The following is a 16,570-nucleotide window of genomic DNA, read 5'->3' on the forward strand; positions in this document are numbered from 1 at the left end:
GGTGTCAGTGAGTGGTGGAGCGAGAACGAAGTGATCCGCTCAAGCGCGCAATGTTGTGTGTCCCGATTCTTAGCCGTTCAGGATTTGAGTGTATGGACGGTCCTGAACTGATGATTGGCTGATCGAGCGGTTGTCCTAGTGCAACCATGATGACGGCACCTGACTCGCCTGCCGTCAGTGACAGGTCTGAGTCTGATCGGTCCAGAACACCGAGCTTCATCGCGTCCAGGCGTGTCTCTGCGACAGTTACCTCGCCTTCGCGAACATAGACGAATCCATTGCTTTGCCCGCTTGCTACTCCGTGGTGCCATCGGCCGTTGGGACGGATTCGCACATCAAGGTAGGTAATTGCGACGCTGTGCTTCGCAGGACTGGACGTACCATCATGACTGCCAACCAGAATCTTGGTCTCGCTGTCCTCAGTGGTGACCAGCGGTGTGTGTTCCTGCTGCGCCAGTGAATAGGTTACTGGCCCCATCTCTGCTTCATCCTTCGGGAGGAGGGTCCAGAGCTGAAAGGCATCGGTTGCGCCCTGGTGCGGGTAAACGGTCTCTTTGTGCAGCACACCCGCGCCAGCTGCCATAAGTTGCACACCACCTGCCTTCAGCGTGCCTTTGTTGCCGTCTGTGTCTTCGTGAACGATGTCACCAATGACCGGGTATGAAATGGTGGCAACACCGGAGTGTCCGTGAAAACCGAATCCTGTGGTGCCTGTTAAGCCTTCAGCATGGAAGTGGTCCCACAGCACAAACGGGTTGAGCTGTTCAACGTTGTGTTGGTTAACAAAACTGGTAACCGGGCCATGTCGATGGCCGTTTCTGATCTCTTCTATCGAGCGACTCATATCTTTGCCCCTGTAAATGTGAGTGATGGGTTAATCATATGGAATGCTCGATTGTTTGATTAGATGGTATAGTTGGTTTTATCTATCCCGTGTATGCAGGTAATCAGTGCATGATCGATTTCAATGAAATCTATGTGTTTGTGAAGGTGGTCGAGGCGGGCAGCTTTGTCGGTGCGAGCAAACAGCTCAACATGCCGTCTACCACCGTGAGCCGAAAGGTTCAGAAGCTGGAAGAAGCGTTGGGTGTCCGACTTCTACAGCGATCAACCCGCAAGTTGTACCTGACGGATATCGGCCAACAGTATTTTGAACGCTGCCAGCAGAGCCTTGTTGGGATCGAAGAGGCAACAATGATCGCCAGCCAGGCGCGATCGATGCCTACGGGTGTGTTGCGCATAACATCGCCGATGGATTTCGCCGTGAATTACCTGCAGCCCTGGGTGGATGAATTTTTGCGGATCTACCCAGAGGTAAACATCGAGCTGGAGGTGACAGACCGCTATGTGGACCTGCTTGATGAACGGATCGATATCGCATTCCGCTCGGGTGAACTCGAGGATTCCAGTCTTGTTGCACGCCGCATCGGTCCGAAACAGAGCGTGTTGTGTGCCAGCCCGGGGTATCTCGAACGAGCAGGGCAGCCCAATTCACCAGAGGAACTGAGTCATCACGACTGCGTCATCATGGGAACAAGTTTGGCCAATCAGCACTGGAGGCTGCAAACAAAAAACGGGGAAGTTACCGTCCCGGTGAAAGGGCGCTATGCGGTGGACAATATGCAGCTGGTGGTCAAGGCACTGATCAGTGGGATGGGGATCGCGCTGGTGCCTTATCCGTTGATTCGGGCACTGTTTAAGGATGGGGAGCTTGTTCAGGTGCTCGAAGGATGTGAGCCAGCCCAGCAAAGCATTTATGTGGTGTATCCATCACACAAACAATTGGCCAGGCACGTACGGGCGTTTATCGACTATGTCGTCGAGCAGACCACGCCTCAGGCGCCTTGGGAAGTGCCGTAAATCTGCTGCTGTCCTTAAAGGGCCTGTCACTCCGGCTTCACAAGGCGCGCGACAAGCTTGGTGACAACAGGGGCTACAAGCAAAACGGTTGGGAATGCGACGGAAAAAGCGATCACAAAGGCGGTCATCCAGCGCCCGAAAAACGTCGAATCGAGTCCGGTGTTGATAGCGACCAGAATGCCTGACATTAGAAATGCCATAAATGCGGACATGAGGAACGATATAAGGATTGGCGTATGACGTTTCTTGAACAACACGTGGATGGCTCCTGGCGTAAGTAAGTTGCTTGGTATCAGGGAGGCTTCCTAAAAAGCAGAACAAGCGTACTGATCTGAACCAGGCCTAACTAGAGGGTTAAATTGAGATAGGCCATCCCATCAGTGGGATAGTTTGATTGGTTGTGTCGAGAGACGTCGTTGAAGCAGAAGGGGTAACGTTGAGCACATATATTGGGCTGGGCATCGCTCTTCGGTGGCCAACCTTCTAACGAGTTGCTCCGTTGGTTCCACGCTATCTGACGAAGAACCAAAAAAAGCCCGACACGAGGTCGGGCAAAGGTAACGTAGAGTTACTTATGACAGAACATTAGGCTCATTAAGCATCCGATTTGAGCAGGTCACCCTTCGGATCGTAGACGCAGCCTTTGGTCGCTTTCGCCGGGTAGTGGTTACCCAGGATTTTAACCGTCAGATCTGCATCGATTGCATCAACGTTGATGTATGCCAGCGCCAGGCTCTTCTGCACACGGTGGCCGTAACCACCAGACGCGCATTGGCCCACAACCTTTCCATCCTGATAGACAGGCTCCATGCCTACAGATGCGTCAACGTCTGTGGAGTCGATCTCCAGCAACACTAGCTTGGTGCTAACACCTTGCTCCTTCTGCAGAGCCAGTGCAGCACGACCTTCGAATTCACCTTTATCCAGCTTCACGAACCAGCCCAAGTTCGCTTCCAGAGCGGTGTATTCAGTGATCAGGTCGTGGCCCCACATTGGGTAACCTTTCTCAAGACGCATGGAATCCATGGCGCGCAGACCGAAGTCGGAGATGTTGTACTCTTTACCCGCTTCCATCAGCGCGTCGTAGATCGCCAGCTGATGCTCGATTGGGTGATGCAGCTCCCAACCCAGTTCACCCACGAAGTTCATACGCAGGGCGCGTACCGGCGCACCTGCTACAGTGATCTCTTGGCCGGTGAACCAAGGGAAACCTTCGTTGCTCAGGTCTGCATCAGTGATCTTGGACAGTACTTTACGTGCATCCGGGCCAGCCAGTACCAATGTGCCGTAGTCACGGGTGATGTTGGTCAGGTTTACACTGTTGTCGGATGGCAGACGCTGTACCAACCAGTCTTCGATCAGTTGCTCACCAACCGCAGGCGCCATCATGTAGTAGCTACCATCCTGCAGACGTGTGATAGAGAATTCCCAAGCGACACCACCGTCATTGGTGAGTGGGTGGGCGAGGGCGGTGGCGCCCACTTCAACTGGAATGCGATTAGGGGAGATCGATTCCAGCCATGCGTGGGCGCCTTCACCGGAAATCTCAAACTTGGTAAATGGAGACAGGTCCAGTACACCAACATGTTTCTGTACGTTGAGACACTCTGCTGCAACCGGCTCAAACCAGTTGCCGCGGCGGAAACTGTGCTCTTCGACTGGTTCCATACCTTCAGGGGCAAACCAGCTCGCACGTTCCCAACCGTAGTAGGCACCGAACACCGCGTTCTTCTGACGCTGACGTTCGTAGATAGGTGCCTGCTTGATGCCGCGTTTCGCCGGACGCATTGCGTATTCGTTCGGGAAGCCCAGCTGGTACTCGTTAGCGTAAACCTCGGTGGCTTTCTCAACACAGAAGATGTTGTCGGAGTAGTCGTCACCGAAGCGGCGAGGATCAAGTTCCCAAATGTCCAGTTCCGGGTGACCGTTCACGATCCACTGGGACATGAAGTGACCGGCACCACCGCCCTGTACGATACCGAAGTTAAAGCCGGTGCAGACGAAGTAGTTCTTGAAGCCGTGAACCGGGCCGATCAGCGGGTGACCGTCCGGGGTGTAGGTGATCGGGCCGTTAACAACAGTCTTGATACCGGCTTTGGTGATCAGCTCTACCTGTTCCATAGCGGTACACATGATGTCTTCGATACGGTCCAGGTCCGGTTGCAGCAGCTCCTGACCAAATGCCGCAGGCACGCCGTCTACCGCCCAAGGGATACCGCCTTTTTCGTACGGCCCCAGGATGAAACCTTTACCTTCCTGACGCAGGTAGTAAGACACGTCCGGGTCACGCAGCATCGGCAGCATCTTGTCGCGTTCTTCCAGTTCCGGGATGTTATCCGTAACAATGAACTGGTGCTCCATGGATGCCATTGGCAGCTTGTGGCCAACCATCGCCGCCACTTCGTTGGCGCGGAAACCGGCTGCGTTGACGATGATGCCCGCGTCGATCACACCTTTCTCAGTGGTCACCAACCAGCGGCCGCTTTCCTGCTGCTCAATAGCGGTTACCGGGTTGCTGCGCACGATAGTCGCACCACCTGCTCGCGCGCCTGCCGCCATCGCGTTGGTCACGCTGGTTGGGTCGATGTGGCCGTCAGCCGGATCCCACATGCCACCCAGCAGACCGGTGGTATCCAGGTAAGGGTAGAGTTCTTTCAGACGCTCAACGGAAACCATCTCCAAGTTCAGGCCCGCCAGATCAGACATCGCTACAACACGTTCGAACTCATCCATTCGATCCTGGGTGTGGGCCAGACGCACTGCACCGGTCGGGTGGTGGTCAACTGGCTGACCGGTTTCTTCCTGCAGACGGCCGTACAGTGCAATACTGTGCTGCTGCATCTTCATCACGTTGTAGCTGTTACTGAAGTGAGGCAGGTTGCCCGCTGCGTGCCAGGTAGAACCGGAGGTCAGCTCAATCTTCTCGGTGAGCATTACGTCGCTCCAGCCGAGTTTAGTCAGGTGGTAAAGCGTACTCACACCTGCAATGCCGCCGCCAATGATTAATACGTCAGTCTTATTTTTCATTTATGTATTCCCATCGTTCAGCCAAAGGTCGAGTGAACCCAGTCGTTCACTTGTAAGGACTTGGTTATCGATGTTATGAATGTATTCGACCACCGACAAACGATATATTTCTTGCTTTCGAATAAGGTGAGCTAATGAAAGAAATGCTGACCAACAACATACAACTCAACTGGCTACGTACCTTTGAGGCGGCCGGACGACGCTTGAGTTTTACGTTATCAGCGCAAGAGCTGAACATGAGCCAATCGGCTGTAAGCCAGCAAATACAGTTGCTTGAGCACCATTTGAACCAGAAGCTGTTTGTGCGCGCGAACCGGACTATTCAACTCACAGATGCTGGTCGTTCCTTCCTGCCTTTAGTGCAGGACAGCATGCGTCAGTTGAACATTGGTGCTGCACAAATCTTCACGCCGCTGAACCAGGCGGTGGTGGAAATTAATGTGAATACGGCTTTTGGTGTGCTTTGGCTTGCACCGCGGATGCAGCGCTTTAACACCATTTACCCGCAGATCACCATTCGCCAGTTGGGTACTAACTGGGCGACGGATTTTGATATCTCTACCGCTGAGTTGGAGATTCGCTACGGTGCAGGTAATTGGCCGGGGTTTGTGGCCCATCCACTGGTTAAACCCAAACTGAGACCCTATTGTTCAGTAGCCAACGCCAAACGGGTGCGGCAACCGGCGGATCTGGAAAGCATGGTGTTGCTGGATGTCATTGGTACCCCACAGGGTTGGAATGCCTGGATGGAGAAGATGGGGCTGGCGGCCCCGGATGAGCAGTCCCATCAATACATGGACAGCCATGCCACTGCGGTATCAATGGCGGCAAACGGCTTTGGCGTGTGTCTAATGTATGACGAACTGATGGGTGAGGGCGTATTGGCCAAGCAGCTGGTGGCCCCGTTTGTCGATACCATCGACACCGAAGGTAACTATTATTTGTGTTACCAGAACGATAAAGAGCTGTCGGATGCCTCACGCATCTTTAAAGACTGGATATTGGGAAGTGGCGCACACAGCGAACCGCGCTAAGCAAGGAACGGGTAAAGAACGATGAAACGGCATATTCCATCACTGCATGCACTACGAGCGTTTGAAGCTACAGCACGCTTGCTGAGCTTTCAGCAGGCCGCAAAAGAGCTGAATGTGACCCATTCTGCCGTCAGTCATCAGATCAAAAACCTGGAAGAGGATCTCGGCCAGCCGCTGTTTGAGCGCTTGGGACGTACCATTGCGCTGACCGAAGTGGGGGCTGCTTATGTGGTTGAGATTCGCGAAGCGCTCAATATGATCGAAAGCAGCACCTACCGTATCTTTGGTGATCCGGATAAGGGTGACCTGTCGGTTCAGGTGTATATGGGGATCGCTTCCCGATGGTTGGTACAGCGCCTGGGGGATTTCCGCGATCAGTATCCCGATATCAACATCGCCCTGTACAGCTCCTACTATGACTGGGAGTTTGAGTCGAACGCCGCTGATATAGGCATCATCTACAGCGAAACCACCGAGCCGGGGTTGATGTATCAGCAGCTGTTTAAAGGGATGCTGATACCGGTGTGCAGCCCGGATCTGATCGCTGATAATCCTGATCTGACAGTGATGGAGCTGCTGGAAAAACCATTCCTGCGCATCAAAGAATCACCCAATAACCTGCCTGAGTGGCTGAAGCCTTTGGGTCTGGATGAAAGCCACGTTAACGTGGTGAGTGAACGGGACAACCACCAACTGGCGCTAGAGGCGGCAATCGCCGGCCATGGCGTGGCGATAGTGCAGTCATTCTTTGCCAGCGGCGACATCGCTGGGAACAGGCTGGTGGTGCCGGTGGATATGAAAGTACCCGAGATCGGCGCCTGGTACCTTGTACGTCCGTCACGGACACTGTCGGATATGAAGGTGAATTACTTCTCCAACTGGCTTTACCGGCAGATCATGGCTGATAAGACGCTGTTGCATGCGGGATAGGGCATTTCAGGTATCAGCTTGCTACCTTCTCCAGACGCGCTTTAACCGTTTCCATCACCTCGTGGGGTGGAATCACACCTTGCTTACTGACCACACAGCCTTTGGACGTACCTGCCGCGACGGTGCGTCCACCCACCACAAAGCTGTGGGTCATGTGAAAGAACTTCTCGTCCCAATCAACGATCTCCATCTTCACCTCATAACGCTGAAATAGGCCCAGCGGCTTTTTATAGGTCATGGTGTGTTCAGAGATCACCGGCATCCAGCCTTTCTTCATCATCGTTTTCGCCAGACCGGTGCGGATAAACATATCGACACGTGAAAGGTCGCAGATCGTCAGGTAACGTCCGTTATTCATATGGCGGTTGATATCCAGGTCGTTGGGTAACACGCGCATCGAGAGGCTGTTGCTTGGGTATTCGATGGAGAGTCTTGGCTTAAAGACGGACGCGATAAGCAGATAGAACATGCGGAAGATGAGGTTCATGAGATGGCCTGGAAATACGATGGGTTTTCTTACATCGTACGTTTAAGGTCGGGGAAGATCAGTGGCGGGAAACGTCAGATTGGGTGGCGGATTAAATCAAATGGCATGGGAAGAAGGCATGCCAATCTGTGTAGGGTAGCCTTTAGGCTACCGGCAGCCTGATCACCAAAGATGACGCAGAGGCTGCCCTACAAAGTGATCGGAGGGTGTAGAGCGGGAAGAACCTAAAACAGGCTCCCACGCAGAGCGTGGGAACCAAACGGGAGTACCTAAACCCGCATTACGCCTTACCTTTCCAAGGAATCAGTTTCGCTTCCAGCTTACGCATCAGAATATCGATCGCGTAACCTATCAGGCCGACGATTATGACCCCGAGGACAACGATATCGGTTGCCATAAACTTACTGGCGGCCATGATCATAAAGCCAACGCCGGATTCAGCGGCTACCAGCTCGGCGGCTACTACGGTGCCCCAACAGATACCCATCGCTACACGCATACCGGTGAAGATCTCCGGTAGGGAGTTTGGCAGGATCACATGAAACAGAACCTGTTTCTTGGTTGCGCCCAGCGAGTATGCCGCGTGGATTTTGGAAAGCTTTACGCTGCCAACACCTGCACGTGCCGCAATGACCATGATCCAAAGTGCAGCAAAGAACAGCAGCAGGATCTTGGAGCGTTCACCGATACCGGACCAGATAATCACCAGTGGAATAAACGCCAACGGTGGAATAGGGCGGAAGAACTCGACGATCGGGTCGAACCAGCCGCGCATCACCTGAGACAGCCCCATTGCGAAACCCAACGGTATGCCAATCAGACAGCCTACGGCGAAACCTACCAAAATACGGTAGAGGCTTGCCCATACGTGTTCCAGCAACGAGAAGTTGCGGTAACCATCCTGCGAGATAGCTGCAAACTGATCCCAAACGGCACCGGGTGCGGGCCAGAAGATAGGGTTGACCAGTTCAAGGGCGCTTCCCATATACCAAACGACGGACAGTACGAACACCGACAGGATGCTCCAAAGACGACCATCGGCCACCGCACTTGTGTCGCCGAACGTAACTGTTTTACGTTTTGTTAATCCACCGGCTTCGATACCCAGTTTTATTTTCAATTTTTCTATTAACGTCATTGCTTAACCTCCTGTACCGGTTGCCGCGAGCCCCATAATTTCTTCCTCCATCTCCCAGATCATTGTCAGGATCTCTTCTCGGGTTTTGATGAATTCAGGCGAGGCTTTAATCTCACGCGGGTTTTGGGTCAGGCCTGCATCTGCAAAAGGCAGGGAATATTGTTTCTTGATGCGACCGGGACGTGGTGCCATTACAAACAGCTTTTCGCCCAGGAAGAGTGCCTCCTCAACACTGTGAGTGATCAGGATGATGGTCTTACCGGTCTCTTTCCAAAGCTTCAGTACCAGGCTTTGCATCTTTTCACGGGTCAGCGCGTCCAGTGCACCCAACGGCTCATCCATCAGGATGACATCCGGGTCGTTTGCGAGACAGCGGGCGAGGGCAACACGCTGTTGCATACCGCCCGACAGCTCATAAATCGGTTTATCGCCGAAATCCTGCAAGCCTACGGTTTCAAGCAGGTGATTCACTGTAGCGTCAATCTCCTCTTTCGGCGTGCCTTTCATCTGCGGACCGAAGGCGATGTTCTCCGCCACGGTCAGCCACTCAAACAGAGCGCCTTGCTGGAAAACCATGCCGCGATCGGAACCCGGGCCATGCAATTCAGTTGAAGCTAGCGCAACCGTACCTTTGGTTGGCGCGAGGAAGCCCGCAATGATATTCAGCAGCGTACTCTTACCGCAGCCGGATGGGCCGAGGATTGATAACAGGTCACCCTGTTTCAGAGAGAAAGACACATCATTCAGTGCATGTACCTGTTCGCCACTTGGTGTTTCGAACACCATGGATACGTCATTCACGACAAGATCTGACATAGCTAAATCCTTAAACCAGAAAATTGAATAATGTTGGGCCGCACGTGTGCAGCGATTGGCCCAACAGGTCAGGTTGACTGCGTTTTACTTCACGTTCTGGTAGAAGCTGCTGTCGATACTAGCGCTGTAATCAGGCAGCGCTTTTGGGATCTGCTTGTGCAATACAAAGAAGTCTGCAACCTCTTTGGTGTACTGCTGTACGGTGCCGCCCATCCACTCGCTGGATACCTGTGCATCTTTCAGAGGGAAGTCGAACAGCGCGAGCACCTGGTTGGAATCGTCCAGGCTCAGACCGGCTGCTTTCGCAATAACCGGTTCGTATTTGGATGGATTTTGCTGGAAGGTACGGTTGGAATCGTCGGTCACTTTCAGGAATTGGGTTACCAGCTCCGGGTGTTTCTTCGCGAACTTGTTGTTTACGGAGATCACGTCAAATACGCGGATACCGATCTTTTCCTGTTCACGCGCAGTCATCAGCACATCGCCGTACTCTTTCATGCGGCGCAGTGCGCCACCCCAGCCACAAGCCATGGCCACATCACCACGGGCAATAGCCGCAGCGCTATCAGCCGGAGCCATATCCAGCAGATGAATGTTGTCACTGTTGACGTTCAGGTGGCTCATGACTTTCAGCATCTTGTAGTGCGCTACGGTGCCGAAAGGTACTGCGACCTTTTTACCTTCAAGCTCTTTCGCGTTGGCTTTGGAGATGCCGGAAGCTTTGCTAACAACACAGTTGTCGTTCTCAGCGTAGGAAACTGCAATGCCTACCATGGTGATAGGGAGGCCTTGTGACACGGCCACGGTGAATGGCACCAGTCCCTGAGAGTACGCCATATCCACGTCGCCGGATGCCATTGCTGCAGACATCGCGGTGCCGGAATCAAACGCACGCCATTCCATGTTTACGCCCAGCTCTTTGTCGTAGGTCTTCTCAACCTGTGCGATCTGGTTCGCGGTTGGCCACTCCAGGAAGTAGCCTACTGTCACCGTATCAGGTTTGTCTGCGGCCATTGCCGCTGAGGCGGCAACGGTGGCTGACGTTAAGACAGCGGCTTTGAACATGTTTGTAACGGTCACTTTCATACTTACCTCTTCATCGCAGGTGCGAATTCTTATTGTTAGATTGCTCAGCCCGATTCAGACGAACTGTGGAGAGAGTTACTGCGTGCCCTGTTTTCGATACTGCAGAGGAAAGTGGAAGGGGACAATTGAGTATTTCTTCTTAGATGTTAGTTTTTCTAACAAGTTAGTTTTTTTGCCTGCAAGGCCAACAACGGGCGAGTCACCGATAGCTGCTTACCGAGGTTGGCTCAGCCCCGCGTAAACCCATGGCTTGAAGCGCGGCTTTGCATCGGTCGCGATTTATACCTGTCTACTGAAAGCGCATGCCTTTCACCAACCAATCAATCGATCCCACAAAATTTATTGAAATAATTCATTGACAACCTGCTTGGATAAATTTAATCATATACGTGAAAAATGTGTGAATAATTTCACGATTAATGAAATCGTAATCCAAAAATCACGAGGTAGTGATGAAAGTACTGGTTGCCATAAAGCGGGTTGTTGATGCCAACGTCAAAGTCCGTGTGAAAGCCGACAATTCGGCTGTTGAGCTGGCGAATATCAAAATGGCCATCAACCCGTTTTGTGAAATCGCTATTGAAGAAGCTATCCGTCTGAAGGAGAAAGGCCACGCAAGCGAAGTACTGGTTGTCAGCATTGGTCCGGATACCTGTCAGGAGCAGCTACGTACTGCACTGGCACTGGGTGCCGATCGTGCACTGCAGATCAAAACTGAAGACTCCCCTGAGCCTCTGGCGATCGCGAAGCTGCTAAAAGCAGTGGTTGATCAGGAACAGCCTGGCCTGGTGATTTTGGGTAAACAGTCCATTGATGGCGACAACAACCAGACCGGTCAGATGCTGGCTGCGCTGGCAAACATGCCACAGGGTACATTCGCATCCAACGTAGAGATCGAAGGCGACTCCCTGCAGGTTACCCGCGAAATCGACGGCGGTCTGCAGAAAGTAAGCCTTAAGATGCCAGCGGTTGTAACCACCGACCTGCGTTTGAACGAGCCGCGTTACGCCTCTCTGCCGAACATCATGAAAGCCAAGCGCAAGCCTTTGGAAACTCAAACCCCTGAAGATCTGGGCATCGATATCAGCCCACGTCAGACCGTACTGGAAGTGACTACACCACCAGAACGTGCTGCAGGTGTGAAAGTCGGCTCCGTAAGCGAGCTGGTGGAAAAACTGAAAAACGAAGCGGGGGTACTGTAATGGGTAACGCAATTCTGGTTGTTGCAGAACACGATAACAGCCAACTGAAAGGCGCAACGCTGAACACACTTCAGGCCGCCGTTGAACTGAAAGCGCAGGGTGCAGGTGCGATCGAACTGCTGATTGCAGGCCAGGGTAGCAACGCTGTTGTAGAACAGGCGGCCGCACTGCCGGACGTTGACCGCGTACTGGTTGCAGATGCTGACAATCTGGCACATCAGCTGCCGGAAGAGGTGTCTAGCCTAGTGGTAAACCTGCTGGAAGGTGGTGACTACGGTTACCTGCTGGCTCCTGCGACTACTAACGGTAAGAACCTGGCGCCTCGCGTTGCAGCACTGATGGACGTTGCTCAGGTATCTGACATCACAGAAGTGGTTTCTGCAGATACCTTTATTCGTCCTATCTATGCAGGTAACGCTCTGGCGAAAGTACAAAGCCATGACGCTCTGAAGGTTGTCACCGTTCGTACCACTGCCTTTGCAGCGGTTGCTGAAACCGGTGGCGCTGCAGAAGCGACCAACCTGGACGCTCCGGCGGCACTGGGTGTTTCCAGCTTCGTAGGTGAAGAGCTGAGCGTATCCGAACGTCCAGAACTGACTTCTGCACGCATCATCATTTCCGGTGGTCGTGGTATGCAGAGTGGCGACAACTTCCCTCTGTTGGAAGCGGTTGCAGACAAGGTTGGTGCGGCGGTGGGTGCATCCCGTGCTGCGGTGGACTCCGGTTTCGTATCCAACGACATGCAGGTGGGTCAGACCGGCAAGATCGTAGCGCCGGATCTGTATATCGCCGTCGGTATCTCCGGTGCAATCCAGCACCTGGCCGGTATGAAAGATTCCAAAGTGATCGTTGCCATCAACAACGATGAAGAAGCGCCAATTTTCAACGTGGCGGACTTTGGTCTGGTTGCTGACCTCTTTGAAGCTCTGCCAGAGCTGGAAAAAGAGCTGAGCTAATACCGAAAGAAGACCCGTTGCCGCCTGATGGAGATCCCGTCAGGTGGCAGTAATAAAAAAAACAATTCGCAGATTAAGACACAGGTCGCCACATTCGGCGACAGGTCTGAAGGATGAATATCATGAGTCGCAATTATCGATTGATCCTGGATTGCCCCGATCAGGTGGGCATTGTCACCCGTGCCGGAGAAGTGATCACCCGTAACGGGGGTTGGATCTCTGAAGCCGCACACCACTCCGACGAAGACAGCAGCTGGTTCTTCTCCCGTTTCGAGATCCAGGGTGACTCTTTGCCATGCGGCATTGACGAACTGCGTCGTCAATTTGAAGAACTGAAAGATGAACTCCAGCTCAATCTGCGACTGATCGATACGGCAGAGAAAAAGCGTGTAGTGATCATGGCGAGTAAAGGCAGCCACTGTCTGTCTGACCTGCTGGATCGCTGGAAGAGCGGTGACCTGGACTGTGATATCCCTTGCGTAATCTCCAACCACGAAGACATGCGTGGTCTGGTTGAGTGGTACGGCATCCCGTTCCATCACGTGCCGATCGATAAAGATGACAAAGCACCGGGCTTTGCCCAGGTGGAAGCACTGGTCGAAGAGTACAAAGCTGACTGTGTAGTGCTGGCGCGCTACATGCAGATTCTGCCTCAGGCACTGTGCGAAAAACTGCGTCACAAAGTGATCAACATCCACCACAGCTTCCTGCCGTCTTTCATCGGTGCGAAGCCTTACCACCAGGCATCCCGCCGCGGTGTGAAACTGATCGGTGCGACTTGTCACTACGTGACCGAGCAACTGGATGAAGGCCCAATCATCGATCAGGACGTGGTACGTGTGAGCCACAGCGACAAAGTAGAAGACCTGGTTCGCCTGGGTAAAGACGTAGAGAAGACCGTACTGGCCCGTGGTCTGCGTGCGCATCTGGAAGATCGCGTACTGGTACACGGCAACAAGACCGTCGTCTTCAACTAATAAGAAGCCGCCTAAGTCCGCGTGATTGGTGTGCGGACTTAGCTGCAGGCCCCATATGACAGAAACAACAAGCAATCGTCCGGAGTCAGGGCCCCGGAAATGCGGAGAATAATAATGACTAAGCAAATACCAACATCTGCACAGGTAGTGATCGTAGGCGGGGGTGTAATCGGCTGTAGTGTCGCTTACCACCTGACCAAACTGGGTTTCACCGACGTGGTGCTGCTGGAGCGTCGTACACTGACGTGTGGTACCACCTGGCATGCTGCGGGTCTGGTCCCAACTCTGCGTGCAACCTACAACATGTCCATGCTGGCGAACTACAGTGCCAGCCTGTACGAGCAACTGGAAGCAGAGACAGGACAGGCAACAGGCTTTGTCCGCAACGGTTCCCTGACTATCGCCACCAACAAAGAGCGTCTGGCTGAGATCAAGCGCGGTGCCTCCATGGCTAAAGTGGCAGGTTTCCCGTGTGACGTGATCAGTCCGGAACAGGCCAAAGAGATGTGGCCACTGCTGAACGTAGATGACGTGATCGGTGCGATCCACCTGCCGATGGACGGTATGGCGAGTCCTGTAGATGTTACCCAGGCCCTGGCAAAAGGCGCACGCATGGGCGGCGCTAAGATCATCGAGAACTGCAAAGTTCTGGATATGAAGATCCGCGACGGTAAAGCGGCCGGTGTCATCACCGAGCACGGCGATATCGACGCTGAATACGTAGTGAACTGTGCCGGTATGTGGGCACGTGAGTTCGGTAAGAAAGCGGGTGTAAACGTACCGCTGCACGCGGCAGAGCATTTCTACGTTGTCACCGAAAACATGCCGGATCTGAAACACGGTCTGCCGACTCTGCGTGATATGGACGGTTACTGCTACTACAAAGAAGACGCGGGCAAGCTGCTGGTGGGCATGTTCGAACCGGATGCGAAGCCGTGGGGTATGAACGGTATCCCGGAAGACTTCCACTTCGACGAGCTGCCGGAAGACTTTGATCACCTGGAGCCGTACCTGGAAGCTGCCATGCACCGTATTCCAAAGCTGATGGAAACCGGTCTGCAGGTGTTCTTCAACGGCCCTGAATCCTTTACCCCAGACGACCGTTACCACCTGGGTGAAGCGCCGGAACTGCGCAACTACTTCGTTGCTGCGGGCTTCAACTCAGTGGGTATCCAGTCTGCGGGCGGTGCCGGTAAGATGCTGGCCGAGTGGATTCACAAAGGCCACGCGCCACGTGATCTGTGGGACGTGGATATCCGTCGTAACCGCCCATTCCAGGGCACGCAGGCGTATCTGCAGGAACGTACTACGGAAACACTGGGTCTGCTGTACGAAACTCACTACCCATTCAAGCAGTTCAAAACCTCCCGTGGTGTGCGCCGCTCTGTCTTGCACGAGCAGCTGAAAGCCCAGGGTGCGGTGTTCGGTACTGAGAGCGGATGGGAACGTGCTAACTGGTTTGCCAACGAAGGTCAGGCGCCGGAGTACGAATACTCCTTCGGTCGTCAGAACTGGTTCGATAACAACAAAGCCGAGCACGAAGCCGTACGTAACGCTGTGGGTGTGATGGATCAGAGCTCTTTCTGTAAGTACCAGGTGGAAGGCCCGGATGCAGAGAAGTTCCTGAACCGCATCTGCTCCAACAACGTGGCCGTGCCAACTGGCAAGATGGTCTACACCCAGTGGCTGAACGAACGTGGTGGTATCGAAGCCGACGTGACCGTAACCCGTCTGGCGGAAGACCGTTTCATGGTGGTATCCGGTGTGGCTTGTCAGACCCGTGATCTGGACTGGCTGAATCGTCATAAAGAGGGTCATATGGTGGTCATCACTGACATGACCTCTGCCTACGCGGTCGTGACCGTGATGGGTCCGCGCTCGCGCGACACCCTGAGCAAGCTAACCCAGGCGGATCTGTCACACGAAGCGTTCCCATTTGCGACATCGCGCGAAATCGATATGCAGTACGCTATCGTACGTGCATCCCGTATCACCTACGTAGGTGAGCTGGGTTGGGAGCTGTATATCCCAACCGAGTACGCGCCAAGCGTATACGAAGCGATCTGCGAGGCGGGTGAAGAGTTTGGTATCAAGCCATATGGCTACCACACAATGAACTCCTTGCGTATGGAGAAGTGCTACCGTCACTGGGGCCACGACATCACCGACGAAGACACCGTACTGGAAGCGGGTCTGGGCTTTGCGTCCGACTTTGACAAAGAGGGTGGTTTCATCGGTAAAGAAGCGCTGCTGGAACAGAAGGCCAATGGCCCATTGACCAAACGTTTCGTTGCATTCGTGTTCGAAAACCCGGAACCACTGTGTTACCACGAAGAACCTATCTACGCTGACGGCAAGATCGTGGGCCGCACCACCGCCGGTATGTTCGGTCACACCGTTGGTGCCACTGTCGCAATGGGGTATGTGGAGAACCCGGATGGTGTGGTAAAAGAGTGGCTTGAAAATGCCCACTTTGAGATCGAGGTCGAATGTGAGCGTTACACGGTGAAACCGTCCCTGCGTTCTATCTACGACCCGGCCATGGAGAAAATTAAGTGCTGATCTGCCTAACGGTAAAAGGTTAGCCACTTTTTAGAAGCGCTGTGTGGCCTGGTTACCAAGGTTCTGTGTCTGGTTGGTTGCCGCGGAATGTTGGAGGTGCCCTGTATAACCGGGGCGCACAGTTGCTTCGCCCTATACATTAGCCATGAGAACAGGTAGTTTTCACGGCGTTATTCTTGAACGATAAATTGATTACATGAGGTTTGATCGATGACCGCCCTGATTTTGGATGGTAAAGCACTGGCAAAAAGCCGCGAAGAGCAACTGCGTAACTCCGTAGAACAGCTGATCGCTGGCGGTGGTAAAAAGCCGACGCTGGCAACCATCCTCGTAGGGGATGATCCGGCGTCGGCAACCTACGTTCAGATGAAAATCAACGCCTGTAAGCGTGTGGGCATGGGCTCCATCGCAATCGAGTTGGGTTCCAATACCACAACCGAACAGCTGCTGGCGGAGATCAACCGCCTGAACAACAACGAATCCGTAAACGGTATC

At 53.5% G+C, this 16,570-nt stretch carries 15 protein-coding genes; 8 read left to right on the forward strand and 7 right to left on the reverse strand.

The genetic code is table 11. The features are described 5' to 3' along the window. Positions 1-4 precede the first annotated feature (4 nt). On the reverse strand, positions 5-844 hold the full coding sequence (locus tag ACEQ15_RS06865) for a pirin family protein (RefSeq protein ID WP_370278388.1): 840 nt from the start codon (positions 842-844) through the stop codon (positions 5-7). A 110-nt stretch (positions 845-954) separates the two neighbouring features. Between ACEQ15_RS06865 and ACEQ15_RS06870 the strand changes: the two genes are divergently transcribed. Further along, entirely contained in the window at positions 955-1,860 is a 906-nt protein-coding gene (locus ACEQ15_RS06870) for a LysR family transcriptional regulator (protein ID WP_370278389.1), read from the forward strand. A gap of 26 nt (positions 1,861-1,886) precedes the next feature. On the opposite strand, the gene ACEQ15_RS06875 is transcribed toward ACEQ15_RS06870, so the two are convergent. Then, positions 1,887-2,117: a DUF2798 domain-containing protein gene (locus tag ACEQ15_RS06875; RefSeq protein WP_370278390.1), complete on the reverse strand. Its 231-nt coding sequence runs from the start codon at positions 2,115-2,117 to the stop codon at positions 1,887-1,889. Between the two features lie 337 nt (positions 2,118-2,454). Next, entirely contained in the window at positions 2,455-4,887 is a 2,433-nt protein-coding gene (locus tag ACEQ15_RS06880) for an FAD-dependent oxidoreductase (RefSeq protein WP_370278391.1), read from the reverse strand. Positions 4,888-5,021: 134 nt separating this feature from the next. On the opposite strand from ACEQ15_RS06880, the gene ACEQ15_RS06885 reads away from it, so the two are divergent. Beyond that, entirely contained in the window at positions 5,022-5,921 is a 900-nt protein-coding gene (locus ACEQ15_RS06885; protein ID WP_370278393.1) for a LysR family transcriptional regulator, read from the forward strand. A gap of 21 nt (positions 5,922-5,942) precedes the next feature. Next, a complete protein-coding gene (locus tag ACEQ15_RS06890; protein WP_370278394.1) occupies positions 5,943-6,851 on the forward strand; it encodes a LysR substrate-binding domain-containing protein in 909 nt (302 codons plus the stop codon). A gap of 13 nt (positions 6,852-6,864) precedes the next feature. On the opposite strand, the gene ACEQ15_RS06895 is transcribed toward ACEQ15_RS06890, so the two are convergent. From ACEQ15_RS06895 to ACEQ15_RS06910, 4 genes are all read right to left on the reverse strand, one after another. Beyond that, positions 6,865-7,338: an acyl-CoA thioesterase gene (locus ACEQ15_RS06895; RefSeq protein ID WP_370278395.1), complete on the reverse strand. Its 474-nt coding sequence runs from the start codon at positions 7,336-7,338 to the stop codon at positions 6,865-6,867. 280 nt (positions 7,339-7,618) lie between these two features. Further along, positions 7,619-8,476, reverse strand: coding sequence for an ABC transporter permease (locus ACEQ15_RS06900; RefSeq protein WP_370278396.1), 858 nt, complete (start codon positions 8,474-8,476; stop codon positions 7,619-7,621). 3 nt (positions 8,477-8,479) lie between these two features. Next, positions 8,480-9,292, reverse strand: a complete 813-nt coding sequence (locus ACEQ15_RS06905) for a taurine ABC transporter ATP-binding protein (RefSeq protein ID WP_370278397.1) — start codon at positions 9,290-9,292, stop codon at positions 8,480-8,482. An 84-nt stretch (positions 9,293-9,376) separates the two neighbouring features. Next, positions 9,377-10,378, reverse strand: coding sequence for an ABC transporter substrate-binding protein (locus ACEQ15_RS06910; protein WP_370278398.1), 1,002 nt, complete (start codon positions 10,376-10,378; stop codon positions 9,377-9,379). A 452-nt stretch (positions 10,379-10,830) separates the two neighbouring features. Between ACEQ15_RS06910 and ACEQ15_RS06915 the strand changes: the two genes are divergently transcribed. The 5 genes from ACEQ15_RS06915 to ACEQ15_RS06935 all read left to right on the forward strand — a co-directional run. Then, complete coding sequence (locus ACEQ15_RS06915; RefSeq protein ID WP_370278399.1) at positions 10,831-11,580, forward strand: electron transfer flavoprotein subunit beta/FixA family protein; 750 nt, start codon at positions 10,831-10,833, stop codon at positions 11,578-11,580. Further along, complete coding sequence (locus tag ACEQ15_RS06920) at positions 11,580-12,536, forward strand: electron transfer flavoprotein subunit alpha/FixB family protein (protein WP_370278400.1); 957 nt, start codon at positions 11,580-11,582, stop codon at positions 12,534-12,536. The genes ACEQ15_RS06915 and ACEQ15_RS06920 overlap by 1 nt, the downstream gene beginning before the upstream one ends. 122 nt (positions 12,537-12,658) lie before the next feature. Beyond that, a complete protein-coding gene (gene purU / locus ACEQ15_RS06925; protein ID WP_370278401.1) occupies positions 12,659-13,513 on the forward strand; it encodes a formyltetrahydrofolate deformylase in 855 nt (284 codons plus the stop codon). A 114-nt stretch (positions 13,514-13,627) separates the two neighbouring features. Beyond that, positions 13,628-16,075 carry an FAD-dependent oxidoreductase gene (locus tag ACEQ15_RS06930; protein ID WP_370278402.1) on the forward strand — a complete coding sequence of 816 codons (2,448 nt, stop codon included), beginning with the start codon at positions 13,628-13,630 and terminating at the stop codon, positions 16,073-16,075. 210 nt (positions 16,076-16,285) lie between these two features. Next, positions 16,286-16,570 (forward strand): tetrahydrofolate dehydrogenase/cyclohydrolase catalytic domain-containing protein (locus ACEQ15_RS06935; RefSeq protein ID WP_370278403.1); only part of this gene is annotated, 285 nt, incomplete at its 3' end.

The organism is Pontibacterium sp., from assembly GCF_964228735.1.
Lineage (GTDB): Bacteria > Pseudomonadota > Gammaproteobacteria > Pseudomonadales > Balneatricaceae > Pontibacterium.